This is a genomic window from Nocardia cyriacigeorgica NBRC 100375, from assembly GCF_000308555.1.
GTDB classification, from domain to species: domain Bacteria; phylum Actinomycetota; class Actinomycetes; order Mycobacteriales; family Mycobacteriaceae; genus Nocardia; species Nocardia cyriacigeorgica.
Genome location: NZ_BAFY01000099.1, coordinates 1 through 15,730, shown reverse-complemented (window position 1 = coordinate 15,730; position 15,730 = coordinate 1). Strand labels below are relative to the sequence as shown.

Here is a 15,730-nt window from a genome sequence, read left to right as displayed (position 1 = left end):
CTAGACCATTTACACCTATTGTCAATTCACTTACACTCGCCCAGTGTGACCTAGGTCGCAGACGGACCATTCTCTCCAGGAGGACACGATGTACCTCACGCAATCCCTGCATCGCGCGCTTCAGCAGCGGCCCGGCGATATCGCCACGATCTGCGGCGACCGGGTGCGCACCGTGGCCGAATCGGCGGATCGGGTCGCGCGGTTCGCCGGTGCGCTGCACGCGCTCGGCGTGCAGCGGGGTGAGCGCGTGGGGATCCTGGCGTTGAACAGCGATCGCTACCACGAGTACTACCTGGCGGTGCCGTGGCTCGGCGCGGTCGCCAACCCGGTCAACATCCGCTGGAGCGTCGCGGAAATCGTTTACTCCCTGCAGGATTCGGACACCACCGTGCTGCTGGTCGACGATGCGTTCGCGCCGATGATCGCGCCGATCCGCGCGGCCTTCGACCGGCTGCGCACCGTGATCTTCATCGGCGACGGCCAGACCCCGCCGGACGCGCTCGACTACGAAGAACTCATCGCCGGCCACGAACCGGTTCCCGACACCCGCACCGGTGGCGACACCCTGCTCGGCATCTTCTACACCGGCGGCACCACCGGGCATCCGAAGGGCGTGATGCTCAGCCACGACAATCTGGTCACCTCGGCGCTCGGCTCGCTGTCCACCGGCCACGTACTTTCCCGTGGGGGACGCCTGCTGCACGCCGCGCCGATGTTCCATCTGGCCGATTTCGCGCTGTGGACCTGCGGGAACCTGGCCGACGCGACGCATGTGTTCGTCCCGGCCTTCACACCCGCCGGTGTACTGGAAGCCATCGCCGGGCATCAGGTCACCGACGCACTGCTGGTGCCGACCATGATCCAGATGCTGGTCGACGATCCGGCCGCCGCCGCGCATGATCTCAGCAGCATGCGGCACCTGATCTACGGCGCCTCCCCGATTTCCGAGGCAGTGCTCGAACGGGCCATGACCACGTTCCCCGACGCGGGCTTCACCCAGGCCTACGGCATGACCGAACTCTCGCCGATCGCCACGCTGCTCTCCCCCGCCGACCACCTGCGCCCGGAACTGCGGCGCTCGGCCGGCCGGGCGGCGCCGCATGTGGAGGTCCGGATCGTCGACGAGACCGGCGCGGAGGTGCCGCGCGGTGAGGTCGGCGAGGTGGTCGCCCGCGGCGACAACGTGATGCTCGGCTACTGGAACAAGCCCGACGCGACCGCCGATGCGATCCGCGACGGCTGGATGCACACCGGCGACGGCGGGCGGATGGACGAGCAGGGCTATGTGTTCATCGTCGACCGGATCAAGGACATGATCATCACCGGCGGCGAGAACGTGTATTCGGTGGAAGTCGAAAACGCCGTGGCCGCACACCCTTCCGTCGCCGCCTGCGCCGTGATCGGGGTACCCGACGACCAGTGGGGTGAGCGGGTGCACGCGGTCATCGTGCGGCAACCGGGCGCCGACCTGGACGAGAACGCCGTGCGTGAGCACTGCAAGAGCCTGATCGCGAACTACAAGATCCCGCGCAGCGTCGCGTTCGTTGACGCGCTACCGGTGTCGGGGGCCGGCAAGATCCTCAAACGCGAACTGCGCAAAGAGTTCTGGAGCGAGTCGGCGACCGCCGTGCACTGAGTGGCGGAGCATCGGTCAGGGGCCTACATGTCCAGGCCGAGGTCGAGCACGGTCACCGAGTGCGTCAGGGCGCCGACGGCGAGGTAGTCGACGCCCGTGCGGGCGTAGTCGGCGGCCACGTCGAGGGTCAGCCCGCCGGAGGATTCCAGCTTCGTGCCCGGTGACTTCGTATTACGGCGCTGAACCGCGGCCTGCGTCTGCCACAGCGGGAAGTTGTCGAGCAGGACCAGTTGCACGTCCTCGGCGAGCACCGCGTCGAGCTGCTCGAGGCTGTCGACCTCGACCTCGCATTCGATCTCAGGCGCGAGTTCGCGCACCGCGCGCAAAGCCTCGACCACCGAACCGGCGGCGACGACATGGTTGTCCTTGATGAGCGCCGCGTCGCCGAGACCCATCCGGTGATTCACCCCGCCACCGACGCGCACCGCGTACTTCTGCAGAGCCCGCAGGCCCGGCAGGGTCTTGCGGCTGTCGCGGATCCGGCAGTCGGTGCCGGACACCGCATCCACCCAGGCGGCGGTGGCGGTGGCGATACCGGACAGGTGGCACATCAGATTGAGCATGGTGCGTTCGGCGGTGAGCAGCCCGCGCGTCGGGGCGACGATGCCGAGCACCGTCTGCCCCGGCGTGACCCGGGTTCCGTCGGCCACCCGCTCGGCGACCTCGTACTTGCCCGCGCCGATGACCTCATCGAGCACCAGCAGCCCCACGTCGATCCCGGCGACCGTTCCGGGCTGGCGCGACACCACCGACGCCTTCACCACGGCGTCCTCGGGAACCGTCGCCACGGTGGTGACATCCGGGCCGTACCGCAGATCCTCATCCAGCGCGGTCCGGATCAGGGCGAGCACTTCCTCGCGCGCCAGATCGGCGTCCAATCCCATCACGAACTCCCTACTCTCATGTCTCTGATCGGCGAGTGCTGCCCGGCCGAGAGGCCTTCTCGCGTTGCCTCGGTCAGGTGACGCTCGGCGGCGTCATCCGGTGGTGACGGGCACCGTCAACGGGGTGAGGTGCGGGGTGCCGTCGGGGGCCAGGCGGATCGACGTGCTGTGGCGGGCGGCCTCGACCGGCGCCGGATGATCCGAGCGCGTGTGGCAGCCCCGGCTCTCCTCGCGCGCGGCCGCCGCCAGCAGCAGAGCGCGCGCGGTCACCGTCAGAGCCGCGTCCTCGAAGGCGGCAATGCGCGCGGTCAGCAACCCGGCCGTAGTCGGATTCGGTCCCGCAGCTCGGCGCGCACCGGCCACGTCTGCGGGGACAGCGGTCGATGACTCGAGGCTCATACCCTCCGACCCGGACGGGCCGCTGATCGCAGGCTGCACCGTGAGCGACGTGGCGTCAGGGTCGGTCGTGAGGTGGCCGGGCGCGGTGTCGTTCTCGCTCGTCGCGCCCGGCTCGGAAGGCCGGGGCGCTCGATCCGCGCTGCGCACTGCCCGCTCGATCGCCTCGATTGCTGTCGTGAGTCCGACCGCGTCGCGGACCACCGCGGCATGGGCGGTCATCAGCCGCTGCACGAGTTCCCGAGGCGCCTTGGGGACGTCGAAGTGCTCATCTGCCGCGAAGCCGGTCGGTTCGCCGAGGCGCGTCACCGCTGCCACCCCCGCACGTTCGCCGACCACCAGACCCTCCAGCAGGCTGTTGGAAGCCAGCCGGTTCGCACCGTGCAGTCCGGTGCGCGCCACTTCGCCCGCCGCGTACAGCCCCGGCACCGAGGTGCGGCCGCAGACGTCGGTCACGACACCGCCGCACTGGTAGTGGGCGGCCGGAGCAACCGGGATGAGGTCGGTGCGCGGATCGATACCGGCCGCCAGGCAGGACGCGGTGATCGTCGGGAAGCGGGTGAGGAAGCCGTCGACCGAGCGTGCATCCAGATAGACGTGATCGTCTCCCAGCACCCGCATCCGGTCGGCGATGGAGCGCGAGACCACGTCCCGTGGCGCGAGATCACCCAGCGGGTGCACACCGGCCGTCACGGACTCGCCGCGCGAATCGACCAGCACGGCGCCTTCACCGCGCACGGCTTCGCTGATCAACGGCCTGCGGCCGAGCCCGCCCGGCGTGTGCAGGACCGTCGGATGGAACTGTACGAATTCCAGGTCGGCCACCTCGGCGCCGGCCCACAGGGCCAGCGCGATGCCGTCGGCGGTGGCGCCGGGCGGATTGGTACTGAGCGCGTAGAGCTGCCCGAGCCCACCGGTGGCCAGCAGCACCGCCGGAGCGCGCACCGCGCCGATACCGCGCCCGGACACCGCGATCACCCCGCGCACACCGCGCTCACCGGTGACGATCCGCACCGCCGCCGTCCGGAACAGCACCGGCAGGCCGGCCGCGTTCAACGCCCGCTGCACCTCGGCGCCGGTGGCATCGCCGCCGGCGTGGATGATCCGCCGGGTGCTGTGCCCGCCCTCGCGGGTGCGCGAGATCTGGCCGTCACGGCCGAGGTCGAAGACCGCGCCGAGATCGGTCAGCGCGGCCACGGCATCCTGTCCCCCGGTGACGATGGATTCGACGGCCGCGATATCGCAGAGCCCGCCACCGGCGGCCACCGTGTCGCGCACATGCGATTGCACCGAATCACCGTGCGGGGCAACCACAGCGATGCCGCCCTGGGCGTACTGCGTGGAGGTGTCGGTCGGGCCACCCTTGCTGAGCACCAGCACCCGCAGACCCCGCTGTGCGGCGGTGCGGGCGGCGGTCAGTCCCGCGACGCCGCCACCGATGACGACGAAATCCGCGTCCTCGGTCCAATCGAAAGCCGGCGCATTCATCTCTTCTCCAGGTGGATTCGCCTGCGGCCCCGCATGTCAGCGGGGCACGCCGGGGGCCGTCGGCGAGGTCGGCGCTCGGACAACCGACGCGACGGCCGACGGCCGGGCACTCCCGGCACCGGGCCGGGAACGGTTCACTCACCGCCGCCGGGGTTGCCGATCTCGATCATGCGCTGGACCGAATTGCGGGCCAGGGCGGCGGTTTCCGGGTCCACGTGCACCTCGTCGGTGTTCTCGGCGAGGCTGCGCAGCAGGGCGGCCGGGGTGATCATCTTCATGTACTTGCAGGACGCGCGGTCGTTGACGGCCTGGAAGTCGATGCCGGGCGCGGCCTTGCGCAGCTGGTGCAGCATGCCGACCTCGGTGGCCACCAGCACCTGGGTGGACTTGGCCGCCTTGGCCGCGTCGATCATGCCGCCGGTGGACAGGATGTGCACCCGGTCGGCCGGGAACGAACCCTCGCCCGCCAGGTACAGCGCCGACGTGGCGCAACCACATTCGGGGTGCACGAACAGCTCGGCGTCCGGGTGGGTGCGCGCCTGCTCCTGGAGCTCGTCGCCGTTGATGCCGGCGTGCACATGGCATTCGCCGGCCCAGATGTGCATGTTCTCCCGGCCGGTGACGCGCTTGACGTGCGCGCCGAGGAACTGGTCGGGCAGGAACAGCACCTCGCGGGCGGGGTCGATGGAAGCGACCACGTCGACGGCGTTGGAGGAGGTGCAGCAGATGTCGGTGAGCGCCTTCACCGCCGCGGTGGTGTTCACATACGAGACCACGACCGCGTCCGGGTGCTCGGCCTTCCACTCGCGCAGTTCGTCGGCGGTGATCGAATCGGCCAGCGAGCAGCCCGCGCGCTGATCCGGGATCAGGACGGTCTTGTCCGGGCTGAGGATCTTGGCGGTCTCGGCCATGAAGTGCACGCCGCAGAACACGATGGTGTCCTCGGGCGCCTCGGCCGCGATCCTCGACAGCGCCAGCGAGTCACCGACGTGGTCGGCCACGTCCTGGATCTCGGGCAGCTGGTAGTTGTGCGCGAGGATGGTCGCGTTGCGCATCCTGGCGAGGCGTTTGACCTCGCTCGCCCACTCGGGTGTCGCGTCGACCCCGGCGAACCCCGACGGGGTGTCGGTGACCCGCTCCAACAGTGCGGGGGCGAGTTCAGCTCCCATCGTCGCCATGACGGCTCCTTCCTTCGTGCGCGCCGGCATCGCCGCCGATTCGCACCACACCAGGTTTTCGACTTATGATCGAAAACATGGCCCATAGTAGCACCATCCACGAATCGCTCACCGCGGTGTTCCAGGTTCGCCGCTTCCCTGCCGTCATCACCGCAGGTCAGAGCCGCGACGAGGGCGCGAGCGAGCGGAGCGGGCGCCGCCGTCCTGGTCAACGGACCGAATTGGCGGTGCTGCTGTGGCAGCGGGCGCTCGACCCGCAGGCGGGCACCTGGTCGCTCCCCGGTGGCCGCCTGCGCGACGACGAGGACCTGGATTTCTCGGCGCGCAGACAGCTCGCGGAGAAGGTCGATGTGCGCGAGCTGACCCACCTCGAGCAGCTGTCGGTGTTCAGCGCCCCCGATCGGGTGCCGCCGCCGCGCCGGATCGCCTCGGCCTACCTCGGCCTGGTGCCGTTGACCGCCGACCCGCAGCTGCCCTCGGACACCGCCTGGCATCCGGTGTCGGCACTGCCGAACATGTCCTTCGACCACGGCATCGTCGTCGACCACGCCCGAACCCGGTTGGCCGCCAAGCTGTCCTACACCAATATCGCCTTCGCGCTCGCCCCCGACACCTTCACCATGTCGACACTGCGTGAAATCTATTGCGTGGCACTCGGTTACGACGTCGACACGACGAACCTGCAACGAGTCCTGAGCCGCCGCAAGGTGATCACCCCCACCGGCGAGACCGCCGCCCCCGGCCGGGCCGGCGGACGCCCGGCCGCCGTCTACCGCTTCACCGACTCCGAACTCCGGGTCACCGACGAATTCGCCGCCCTGCGCCCGCCGACCTGAGCGCCACGCGGCCGCGGATCGGCGTGGACCGGCAGCCGGCAGGACGGGGAATCCACAAAGCAGCGGTCCCGGTTCACGGAGTGCGGAAGGCCCGGCGATAGGCGCCAGGCGTCGTGCCGACGTGGGTGCGGAAATGGCGGCGCAGGTTCACCGCTGAGGACAGGCCGACGCGGGCCGCGATCGACTCCACCGGCAGATCGGTCTGTTCGAGCAGGGTACGAGCTTCGGCCACCCGCCGCGCCAGCAACCAGGCACCCGGGCCGGTGCCGAGTTGCTCGGTGAAACGCCGGGACAGGGTGCGCGGCGAAACATTCAGGTGCGCAGCCAGATCCGCGACCGAGAGCGGGGTGTCCAAGCGCGCGGCCGCCCAGTCGAGCAGCCCATCGAGTGCGTCCTCCGGCGGCGGCGCGGGGGCGTACTGGAGTTGGCCGCCGTCGCGATGCGGCGGCATCACCATATGACGGGCCACCAGGGCCGCATGGGCGGCGCCGTGATCCTTGCGGACCAGGTGCAGGCACAGGTCGATGCCCGCGCCCGCGCCCGCGCTGGTGGCGACGTCGCCGTGGTCGACGTAGAGCACATCGGGCTGCACCCGCACGGCCGGGAACTCCCGCTGTAGTTGTGCGGCCCGAGCCCAGTGCGTGGTGGCCTCGCGTCCGTCGAGCAGGCCGGTGCGGGCCACAGCGAACACCCCCGAGCAGATCGTCACCAGCCGTGCGCCCCTGCGGTGCGCGGCCAGCAATTCCCGGCGCACGCGGGCCGGTAACGGGGCTTCGACGGGCGCCCATCCCGGGATGATGACCGTATCCGCCGACCGCAGCGCCGACAGTCCGTGCTCGACCGACATCGAGTATCCGGCCGAGGTGGGCACGGGCCCGGGTTTCTCCGCACAGACCGAGAATTCGTAGCGCTGCGGTATCCCCGCCCGCGGCGTGCCGAAGACCTCGGCGGCGCAGCCGAGCTCGAAAGTCGACTGCACCGGCCGCACCAGAGCGACGACACGATGCATGGCAAGAAAATACCCCATAGTGTCTTTACCGCCACTGTTGCGCCGGTCGGCGGCTCGGCAAGGTGGGTGGCATGCATCCGGAGATCCTGGCCCAGCAGGGCTACACGTCCGCATCCGTCGACGACGCACCTGTGCGTGAACTCTTTCCCGGCATCCGGGTACGGCCGCTGTGGCGCGGGCCGGTTGGGGCACACGCCAATGTGCTGGAGATGGACCCGGGTGCCTGCTGGCCGCATCGCGATGTCCACGAACCCGGACCGGAGGAAGTGTTCGTCGTGGCGGGCACGTTCAACGACGGCGCCCGCGACTACCCGGCAGGCACCTTCCTGCACGCACCGGCGGGCTCCTGGCATGTGCCCGCGACAACGACCGGCTGCACGCTGTTCGTCTTCTATCCCGAAGGCTAGGAGCACTGCTGCGACGCTGCCGTCGACGACGCCGGTCGAGTGCGGGTTCAGGCCGATTTCATATCCGGCGTCGGCGCCGGTTCGGGCGGACGGCGCGTCAATCGGTAGACCGACCACGCGAGTAGTTCGATGAACCAGAACAGGATCAGATACACCGTCACCACCGTCACCGGGACGGCCAGGAACAGCACCGACAGCACGGCGACGAGCAGGAACAGCGCGATATCGCCCGCGGTGGCGCCGCGCAGCCTGCTGGCGAAGCGCACGGCGGCCCACATCATCCAGCGCCGCGGTACCGACACACCGAGTTCGCCGAGGGTGCGGCGGAAGATCCCGTCGGCGTCGGCGGCGCTCACCACGCCGGAGCTCAGCAGATAGTCGTGCAGGATGGCGGCTTTCGTGTACACGCCGTAGCGCGGGATCAGCCACACCACCGGCCGTGGCACCGAGGCGAAATCGGTGCGGAACCCCGCGGGCACCACGAATCGCTCGGTGGCGCCGTGATACTCCAGCGGTTCGGCCACCTGCCAGAACCGTTCGTCGAGCTCCTCGACGACGATCCCGCCATCGGAGAACGGCATGGCTCGCCTCCCCTGAAAATCCAGCGTATGCACCAATTCTAGGGTCAGCGGGTAGCGACTGGACCGAACACGCGGCAACGGTTGGGCCAACAACAGCGACCGAGCACGGCAGGAGTCAGTTCGATGAATCCCGTTCCGGCACTGCGTCCGGCTGCGCAACACCACCCTGCGGCGGCGCACCGTAGACCCCCGGGTTCGCGGGCACCCGGTACGGGTCGTACACCGACGCGGGATCGTCGTCGTATTCCGGCATCGGCCGCGACGCCCCGACCGGCCCCGCATACCCGGTCCCCAGATCCTCCGACGAACTCAACGCGGCGAGAAACAACACCACCAGCGAGGCGATCAGCGGCTGCGGCACCAAGGCGAGCCACGTGCCGACCTCTGGCGGCAGCGTCACGATCGTGCCCACCGGCGGATCGGTGGGACGCGGATGGTTCGCATCGGCGATGTACTGGCCGAGCAACGCCATCAGCCAGCCGCCCGCCAGCGCGCCGAACAGCAGGCCCGCGAACGCGATGGGGCCGCGCATCCGCCGCCACCGCCATGCGCCCACCGCCGACAGCAACCCGATCACCGCGCCCACGCAGACGAAGATCGCCACCGCGTCGAACTGGTGCGCGCTCTCCCCCGGTGAGCGCCGCCCCGCGCCCGGGCTGCACCACGAGCAGCTGTTCGGCCGGCGCGAGCAGCGCCCATACCACCGCCCCGATGAGGTTGGCGACGATGACCGCGGCCGCGATGACGCCCGCCGCGCCCACCTCGCGGCGCACGGCAGCACCGGGATCCGCGGTCACCGGGTGCGCTTGCGTATTCGCTCCGACCATGTGCTGGATTATGACCGACCGCCGTGCCCGCGGCCTTAGCGGCGCTCCAGGCTGCTCGAATCGGTAACCCCGTGCCGGGAGCATTTGGCCCACCAGCCGTCGGGGTTGACCTGCACGATCATCCTGCGCCCGCAGTGCTCGCAGAATCGCGGCGGCTCCAGGCCCAGTTCGGCGGCCTTCGGCATCGGATCGTCGAGCCCGGGCACGATCCGTTTTCCGGTGAACGGGTTGTAGCGCTCGGCCATGTCCATCACAGTAACCGCGCGGCTCACAGGGTCTCGTTGAGCGCCTTGATCGGCATCTTCAGCTCGCCGAGCAGGTCGATGTCGCTCTCCGCGGGCCGGCCGAGGGTGGTCAGGTAGTTGCCGACGATGACGGCGTTGATGCCGCCGAGGATGCCCTGCTTGGCGCCGAGATCGCCGAGGGTGATCTCGCGGCCGCCGGCGAAGCGCAGGATGGTGCGCGGCAGCGCCAGCCGGAACGCGGCCACAGCGCGCAGCGCGTCGGCGGCGGGGAGCACCTCGAGATCACCGAAGGGGGTGCCCGGGCGCGGGTTGAGGAAGTTCAGCGGCACCTCGTCGGGCTCGAGTTCGGCCAGGTTGGCGGCGAATTCGGCGCGCTGTTCGAGGCTTTCGCCCATGCCGAGGATGCCGCCGCAGCAGACCTCCATGCCGGCTTCGCGGACCATGCGCAGGGTGTCCCAGCGCTCCTCCCAGGTGTGGGTGGTGACGACGTTCGGGAAGTGCGAGCGCGCGGTCTCCAGGTTGTGGTTGTAGCGGTGCACACCCATGGCGGCGAGCTGGTCGACCTGTTCCTGGGTGAGCATGCCGAGCGAGCAGGCGACCTGGATGTCGACCTCGTTGCGGATGGCTTCGACACCGGCGGCGACCTGCGCCATCAGCCGCTCGTCCGGACCACGCACGGCCGCGACGATGCAGAACTCGGTGGCGCCGGTCTTGGCGGTCTGCTTGGCGGCCTCCACCAGGCTCGGGATGTCGAGCCAGGCGGCGCGCACCGGCGACTGGAACAGGCCCGACTGCGAGCAGAAGTGGCAGTCCTCCGGGCAGCCGCCGGTCTTGAGGCTGATGATGCCCTCGACCTCGACCTCCGGACCACACCACTTCATCCGCACGTCGTGGGCCAGCGCCAGCAGATCCTCGAGCTGGTCGTCACCGAGCTTCAGTACCTCCAGGGTCTGTTCCTGGGTGAGTCCGACGCCGCGTTCGAGCACCTGCTCGCGGGCGATGGCCAGAATGTCGGTGGTCACGGGTGCCTGGGTCACTGCACGAATCCCTTTCATCCGGCCGGGTGCGGCCGTCGGTGGTGGCCGATCGAGATGGCATTCACACTGGAACGACCATGCAACTTGAACGGTGTTCAGGATAGGGTAGCTCGAGAGTGAGACACAACACGACGGGAGGGTTCAGCGTGCAACTGCACCGGTCCGATGTGGTCGACGGCGCCATCGCCATCCTCGACCAATACGGTCTCGCCGACCTGACGATGCGTCGGCTGGCCGGATCGTTGCGCGTGCAGCCCGGCGCCCTGTACTGGCATTTCCCGAACAAGCAGGCCTTGCTCGGCGCGGTGGCCGACCGCATCCTCGCGCCCATGGAAGACCCGCTGGAGGCCACCGACTGGCCGGGCCAGCTCACCGAACTCGCACACCGGTTGCGCAACTGCCTGCTGGCCTACCGCGACGGCGCCGAACTCGTCTCGGCCACCTACGCCTCGCGGCTGACCACGAGCAAGGGCCGCGAGCGGTTCGCCGGCGCTGCCATCCGCGCCGGTATGCCGCGCGCCGAGGCCGAACTCGCCGCGTTCACGTTGCTGTATTACGTGCTCGGGCACACTGTCGACGAACAGTCGCGGATGCAGATGGACTCGGCGGGTGCGCTCGCCGACACGGCGTCGCCGCTGGAGCAGACCGAATCCAGCGACCCCACAGCCCGTTTCGATTTCGGCCTGCAATTGTTCGTCGGCGGTATCCGGCATCTGCTCGGCTCCCGCGTGCGCTGAAACCCGGCTCCGCATGCGCTGAGAACCGCGTGAGGCCGGCGCGATCACATCCGCGACGGCCTTTCTCATCGCGCTATCCGGCCCTCACCGGACGAGTGCGGGCCGCCGCGCGAACCGGCTCTCCGGACGCGGCAGCCCGAAGTGATCCCGCAAGGTGGTCCCGCTGTATTCGGTGCGGAACAGCCCGCGCTCACGCAGAATCGGCACCACGGTCTCGGTGAACACCTCGAGCCCGCCCGGGTAATACGGCGGCATCACGTTGAACCCATCGGCCGCGCCGTGGCGGAACCATTCCTCGATGGTGTCGGCGACCTGCTCCGGTGTTCCGGCGAACACCCGATGCCCGCGCGCGCCGGCCAGCCGATGCAGCAGTCCGCGCAGCGTGGGTCGCTCGCGCTCGACGATCCCCGCCACCACCTGCAGTCGGCTCTGGGTGTTGTCGGTGACATCCCCGGCGTCGGCGAACAACTCGTACGGCACCGGTTCGTCCAGCTTCAGATGCCGCAGGCGCTTGCCCGCGATGCTCTCCAGCTGCGTCACACCGTATTCCGGCACGGTGAGTTCGTTGAACTCCCGTTCCAGCCGCCTGGCCGCTGCTTCGGTGCCGGCGATGAACGGGCTGATCCCGGGCAGGATCTTGACGTGATCGGGATTGCGGCCGAAGCCGCGCGCCCGCTCCTTGATGTCGCGGTAGAACCGCTGCGCGTCCTCCAGCCGCTGATGCGCGGTGAAGATGGCTTCGGCGTAGCGGCCGGCGAAGGCGCGGCCGTCGTTGGAGGCGCCGGCCTGCACCAGCACCGGATAGCCCTGCGGCGTGCGCGCGGCACTGAACGGGCCGCGCACCCGCAGGTATTCGCCGGCGAAGTCGATCCGGTGGATCTTGTCCGGGTCGGCGTAGCGTCCGGCGGCGCGGTCGAACACGATGGCGTCGTCTTCCCAGCTGTCCCACAGCGCGACCACCGCGTCCACGAATTCCCGCGCCCTGGCATAGCGTTCGCGATGATCCGGGTGCCGGTCGAGTCCGAAATTGGCGGCCGCCGCCTCGGTTCCGGTGGTGACGATGTTCCAGCCCGCGCGGCCACCGGAGATATGGTCGAGCGAGGAGAACAGCCGTGCCAGGTTGTAGGGCTCGTAGTAGGTGGTCGATGCCGTCGCGATCAGGCCGAGATGGGTTGTCGCCGAGGCGATCGCCGTGAGCAGGGTGATCGGTTCCAGCCCTGGCGCGGCGTTGAATTCCACGTTGGTGCGCAACGCGGGGCCATCGGCGAAGAACACCGCGTCGAAGGTCGCGGCCTCCGCGGTGCGGCCGATCTGCTGGTAGTAGGACACGTCGTAGATCCGGTCGGCGCCGCTGTCGGGGTGGCGCCAGGCCGCCTCGTGATGGCCGGCCGGATAGATGAACGCGTTGAGACTCAACTGTCGCTGTTCGGTCATGACGCCTGCTTCACCGGTGCTGCCTGCGGCTCGACACCGAGCCCGCCCAGCAGGTCCTCGCGATGCCGCGCGAACGCCGGATCGCTGTGCCTGCGTGGATGGTCCAGGTCGATCCGGCGGTCGAGCACGATACGGCCCGCCTCGAGCACGAGCACGCGATCGGCCAGCGATACCGCCTCGTCCACGTCGTGGGTGACCAGCAGTACGGCCGGCGTGTGTTTGGCGCACAGCTCACGCAACAGCACATGCATCCGGATCCGGGTGAGCGCGTCGAGCGCGCCGAAGGGTTCATCGGCCAGCAGCAGCGCGGGCGCGCGCACCAGCGAACGGGCCAGCGCCACCCGCTGCTGCTCGCCACCGGACAGCTCGCGCGGCCATGCCTTCTCCCGGCCCGCCAGGCCGACCTCGGCGAGGGCGTCGCGGCCGCGGTCGGCGGCACCGGGACCGGTCAGCCCGAGGGTGACGTTGTCGAGCACCCGGGTCCACGGCAGCAGCCGCGAATCCTGGAACACCACCGCCTTTTCCGCGGGCACCGACAGCTCGCCGGAGCCGGGCACGCCGTCGTCGAGTTCGGCCAGCGCCCGCAGCAAGGTGCTCTTACCGGAGCCGCTGCGCCCGAGCAGGGCGACGAATTCGCCGCGCGCGATATCGAGATCCAGGCCGTCGAGGACCACCCGGTCACCGAAACCGCGGGTGAGACCGCGGGCCCGGACGAGGTTCAGTCGCCGAGAGTCTGCCGCCATGACAGGGCCTTCCTTTCCACTGTGCGCACGGCGAGATCACCGAGCAGCCCGAGCACGCCGTAGATGACCAAACCGACCACGATGACGTCGATCTGGCCGTAAGTGCGGGCCTGGGTCATCAGATAGCCGATCCCGCTGGTGGCGTTGACCTGTTCGACCACCACCAGCGCCAGCCAGGAAATGGTGACCGCCAGCCGCAGTCCGGTGAAGAAGCCGGGCAGCGAACCGGGCAGCGCGATCTTGCGGATGAACGCCGTCCGCGACAGGCCGACGGTCTCGGCGAGTTCGACATAGCGTGCGTCGACGCTGCGCAGGTGCGCGTGGGTGTTGATGTAGACCGGGATGAGCACGCTGGTGGTGATGACGATGAGCTTCATTTCCTCGCCGATGCCGAACCACACGATGAACAGCGGGATCAACGCCAGCGTCGGGATGGAGCGTTTGATCTGGATCGGCCCGTCCACCAGCGCCTCACCGAGCCGGCTCAGCCCGGCGATCAAGGCGAGCACCACACCGATGACGACGCCGAGCACCAGGCTGATTCCGGCGCGTTGCAGCGAGGTGAGCAGGTTGGATTGCAGGCGGCCGTCGGCGATGAGCTCACCGGCGGTCCGCAGGACCGTCCAGGGTGCGGGCAACGTCTCCGGGTCGAGCGTGCCGGAGGCCGATCCGATGATCCACGCGCCGATCAGCAGAGCGGGCCCGAGTGCCGCGCCGAACGGGATCGCCCGGCCGGGGCCCAGTGTGCGACGGGAGCGCTGTCGCGCGGCGAGCGCGGGAGTGGAAGCGGTAGGCGAGACCCGTCCGAAGGTCCGCGCGCCCGCGGTGTGCACAGCCATCAGTTGCTCCCCCGGACGAAACTGGCGCCGACCTGGCCGACGGTTTCGGTGATGACGGCGTCGAATCGCAGGTCGATGCCGTCGGCGGCGCTGACCTTGCGTGGCAGTTCACCGGCGGCGTCGATGAGGTCGATGGTGGCCTGCTGGCGGTCGATCAGCTGCTGGTCCAGATGCGGGAAGGTGATGGTGCCCCGCGATTCCACGATGCGGGTGGCGTCGTCGAGGCTCACCTTCTGGTTGTCCACGTAGTACTTCTGTGCCCATTCGGCGCGGTGCTCGTTCACCCACTGCCAGGACCGCACATACGCGGCCACCAGCGCCCGCGCCGCGGCGGCCTTCGCCGGATCACGCACCACCTCGCGGCGCGCATACAGGTAGGTCAGCCCCGGGTAGGTGCCGTCGGTTTCCTCGGCCGGGATCAGCGAGGTGCCAGGGGTGCGCAGGAATCGGGTGGTGTTGGGTTCGTTGAGCGGAGCGAGATCGACCTGCCCGGTGCGCACCGCGTCCAGGAACTCGGCCAGCTGGATGCGCACCAACTCCACATCGGAGGTCTGCAGCCCGGCCTTGTCCAGCAAACGCAGGACCGCCGCCTGCTGTGCGGTGCCCTCGGCGTAGGCGATCTTCTTGCCCTTGATCTGCGCGGCGGTCGTCACCGAAACACCCGGCGCCACACCGAATCGCAGCGCGCCCGGATCGATCTGGGCCGCCGCGACGATCGGCACGTCCTGCTTGGCGGCCAGCGCGTGGATGGGCGGCACATCGCCCACCCAGGCGGCATCGGCGGCCCCGGCCCGGAACGATTCCAGGATCGCCGGTCCGCCCACGAAGTTGGCGAACTCCACCTCGAACGGCAGCTTGTCCAGCTCGCCCGAGAGCAGCAGTTGATGACGCAGTAGTTCGGATTGGTCGGCGAGCACGAGCTTGGTGCCCGGCGGCACCTCGGTGGGCAGCGGACCGTCGACGACCGACCCCGCCTCCGTCGTGTCGGCGGCACATCCGGTCAGCGCGAACGTCGCGAACGACACTGCGGCGAGCAGGAGAGCGGCGGTGCGGCCGCGCGGACCGGTGCGGGAGAAACGAGGTCGAGCCATGCGGGAATTCAACAGTCCGGGCGCGGCGCCGAACACCGTTAACGGCACCGTGATCCGAACTCGGCCACCTCACCGGCCGGCGTCGATACGGCCGGCGATCTGCTGTTCGAATCGTTCCACGAACGGCCGCACCTGCTGGGCGAGCACAGTGTTGTATTCGTGCGGGCGCTGTCGTGGGTTGGCGTGGCCGGTGCCGTGCGGCAGCACCACCAGCAGCGCGCCGTCCACACCGCCGACCTCGTCGATGAGCACCTGGTGGGTGCGTTCGACGTCGACCACGTCGTCACGGTGGGCGTCGTGCGGGCGGATGAACACGATCGCCGGACGCGGTTTGCCGTCGGCCGGCTCGGACAGCGCGCGCA

17 protein-coding genes and 1 pseudogene are annotated in these 15,730 nt (G+C 69.5%); 5 read left to right on the top strand and 13 right to left on the bottom strand.

Annotation, left to right across the window (positions count from 1 at the left end; all coding sequences use genetic code 11):
* Positions 1-88 precede the first annotated feature (88 nt).
* Positions 89-1,636 carry a long-chain-fatty-acid--CoA ligase gene (locus tag RJ05_RS09200; RefSeq protein ID WP_036535605.1) on the top strand — a complete coding sequence of 516 codons (1,548 nt, stop codon included), beginning with the start codon at positions 89-91 and terminating at the stop codon, positions 1,634-1,636.
* Between the two features lie 23 nt (positions 1,637-1,659).
* Here RJ05_RS09200 and nadC read toward each other — a convergent pair whose 3' ends face one another.
* The 3 genes from nadC to nadA form a co-directional block, all read right to left on the bottom strand.
* Positions 1,660-2,520, bottom strand: a complete 861-nt coding sequence (nadC, locus tag RJ05_RS09195) for a carboxylating nicotinate-nucleotide diphosphorylase (protein WP_036535603.1) — start codon at positions 2,518-2,520, stop codon at positions 1,660-1,662.
* A 93-nt stretch (positions 2,521-2,613) separates the two neighbouring features.
* Positions 2,614-4,404, bottom strand: coding sequence for an L-aspartate oxidase (locus tag RJ05_RS09190; protein WP_036535601.1), 1,791 nt, complete (start codon positions 4,402-4,404; stop codon positions 2,614-2,616).
* A gap of 134 nt (positions 4,405-4,538) precedes the next feature.
* A complete protein-coding gene (gene nadA / locus RJ05_RS09185) occupies positions 4,539-5,582 on the bottom strand; it encodes a quinolinate synthase NadA (protein WP_036535716.1) in 1,044 nt (347 codons plus the stop codon).
* 77 nt (positions 5,583-5,659) lie between these two features.
* Between nadA and RJ05_RS09180 the strand changes: the two genes are divergently transcribed.
* Positions 5,660-6,418: an NUDIX hydrolase gene (locus RJ05_RS09180; RefSeq protein ID WP_036535714.1), complete on the top strand. Its 759-nt coding sequence runs from the start codon at positions 5,660-5,662 to the stop codon at positions 6,416-6,418.
* Positions 6,419-6,491: 73 nt separating this feature from the next.
* Here RJ05_RS09180 and RJ05_RS09175 read toward each other — a convergent pair whose 3' ends face one another.
* Entirely contained in the window at positions 6,492-7,427 is a 936-nt protein-coding gene (locus RJ05_RS09175) for a GlxA family transcriptional regulator (RefSeq protein ID WP_036535599.1), read from the bottom strand.
* A gap of 71 nt (positions 7,428-7,498) precedes the next feature.
* Between RJ05_RS09175 and RJ05_RS09170 the strand changes: the two genes are divergently transcribed.
* Complete coding sequence (locus RJ05_RS09170; protein ID WP_036535597.1) at positions 7,499-7,834, top strand: cupin domain-containing protein; 336 nt, start codon at positions 7,499-7,501, stop codon at positions 7,832-7,834.
* 47 nt (positions 7,835-7,881) lie between these two features.
* Here RJ05_RS09170 and RJ05_RS09165 read toward each other — a convergent pair whose 3' ends face one another.
* Together RJ05_RS09165 and RJ05_RS32190 are read right to left on the bottom strand one after the other, a co-directional pair.
* Positions 7,882-8,415 (bottom strand): DUF1353 domain-containing protein, encoded by a 534-nt coding sequence (locus RJ05_RS09165; RefSeq protein ID WP_036535594.1) that lies wholly within the window; start codon positions 8,413-8,415, stop codon positions 7,882-7,884.
* 115 nt (positions 8,416-8,530) lie between these two features.
* Positions 8,531-8,992 (bottom strand): DUF2567 domain-containing protein, encoded by a 462-nt coding sequence (locus RJ05_RS32190; RefSeq protein WP_255220926.1) that lies wholly within the window; start codon positions 8,990-8,992, stop codon positions 8,531-8,533.
* Here RJ05_RS32190 and RJ05_RS32185 point away from each other — a divergent pair.
* Positions 8,934-9,281, top strand: coding sequence for a hypothetical protein (locus tag RJ05_RS32185; protein WP_255220927.1), 348 nt, complete (start codon positions 8,934-8,936; stop codon positions 9,279-9,281). The genes RJ05_RS32190 and RJ05_RS32185 overlap by 59 nt on opposite strands.
* Here the strand turns inward: RJ05_RS32185 and bsaP are convergent.
* Both bsaP and bioB read right to left on the bottom strand, forming a co-directional pair.
* Positions 9,278-9,493 carry a biotin synthase auxiliary protein BsaP gene (bsaP, locus tag RJ05_RS09155; protein WP_036535591.1) on the bottom strand — a complete coding sequence of 72 codons (216 nt, stop codon included), beginning with the start codon at positions 9,491-9,493 and terminating at the stop codon, positions 9,278-9,280. The two genes, RJ05_RS32185 and bsaP, sit on opposite strands and share 4 nt — an antisense overlap.
* Before the next feature lie 17 nt (positions 9,494-9,510).
* A complete protein-coding gene (gene bioB / locus RJ05_RS09150; RefSeq protein WP_036535588.1) occupies positions 9,511-10,524 on the bottom strand; it encodes a biotin synthase BioB in 1,014 nt (337 codons plus the stop codon).
* 146 nt (positions 10,525-10,670) lie between these two features.
* Between bioB and RJ05_RS09145 the strand changes: the two genes are divergently transcribed.
* Complete coding sequence (locus tag RJ05_RS09145; protein ID WP_036535585.1) at positions 10,671-11,261, top strand: TetR/AcrR family transcriptional regulator C-terminal domain-containing protein; 591 nt, start codon at positions 10,671-10,673, stop codon at positions 11,259-11,261.
* An 84-nt stretch (positions 11,262-11,345) separates the two neighbouring features.
* Here RJ05_RS09145 and RJ05_RS09140 read toward each other — a convergent pair whose 3' ends face one another.
* The 5 genes and pseudogenes from RJ05_RS09140 to RJ05_RS31370 all read right to left on the bottom strand — a co-directional run.
* Positions 11,346-12,695, bottom strand: coding sequence for an LLM class flavin-dependent oxidoreductase (locus tag RJ05_RS09140; RefSeq protein WP_036535583.1), 1,350 nt, complete (start codon positions 12,693-12,695; stop codon positions 11,346-11,348).
* Positions 12,692-13,438: an ABC transporter ATP-binding protein gene (locus tag RJ05_RS09135; RefSeq protein WP_174343919.1), complete on the bottom strand. Its 747-nt coding sequence runs from the start codon at positions 13,436-13,438 to the stop codon at positions 12,692-12,694. The genes RJ05_RS09140 and RJ05_RS09135 overlap by 4 nt, the downstream gene beginning before the upstream one ends.
* Positions 13,414-14,277, bottom strand: a complete 864-nt coding sequence (locus tag RJ05_RS09130) for an ABC transporter permease (protein WP_036535580.1) — start codon at positions 14,275-14,277, stop codon at positions 13,414-13,416. The genes RJ05_RS09135 and RJ05_RS09130 overlap by 25 nt, the downstream gene beginning before the upstream one ends.
* Entirely contained in the window at positions 14,277-15,368 is a 1,092-nt protein-coding gene (locus RJ05_RS09125) for an ABC transporter substrate-binding protein (RefSeq protein ID WP_174343918.1), read from the bottom strand. Before RJ05_RS09125 ends, RJ05_RS09130 begins: the two co-directional genes overlap by 1 nt.
* Positions 15,369-15,437: 69 nt before the next feature.
* A pseudogene (locus tag RJ05_RS31370) lies at positions 15,438-15,730 on the bottom strand (alpha/beta hydrolase); the annotation flags it as partial.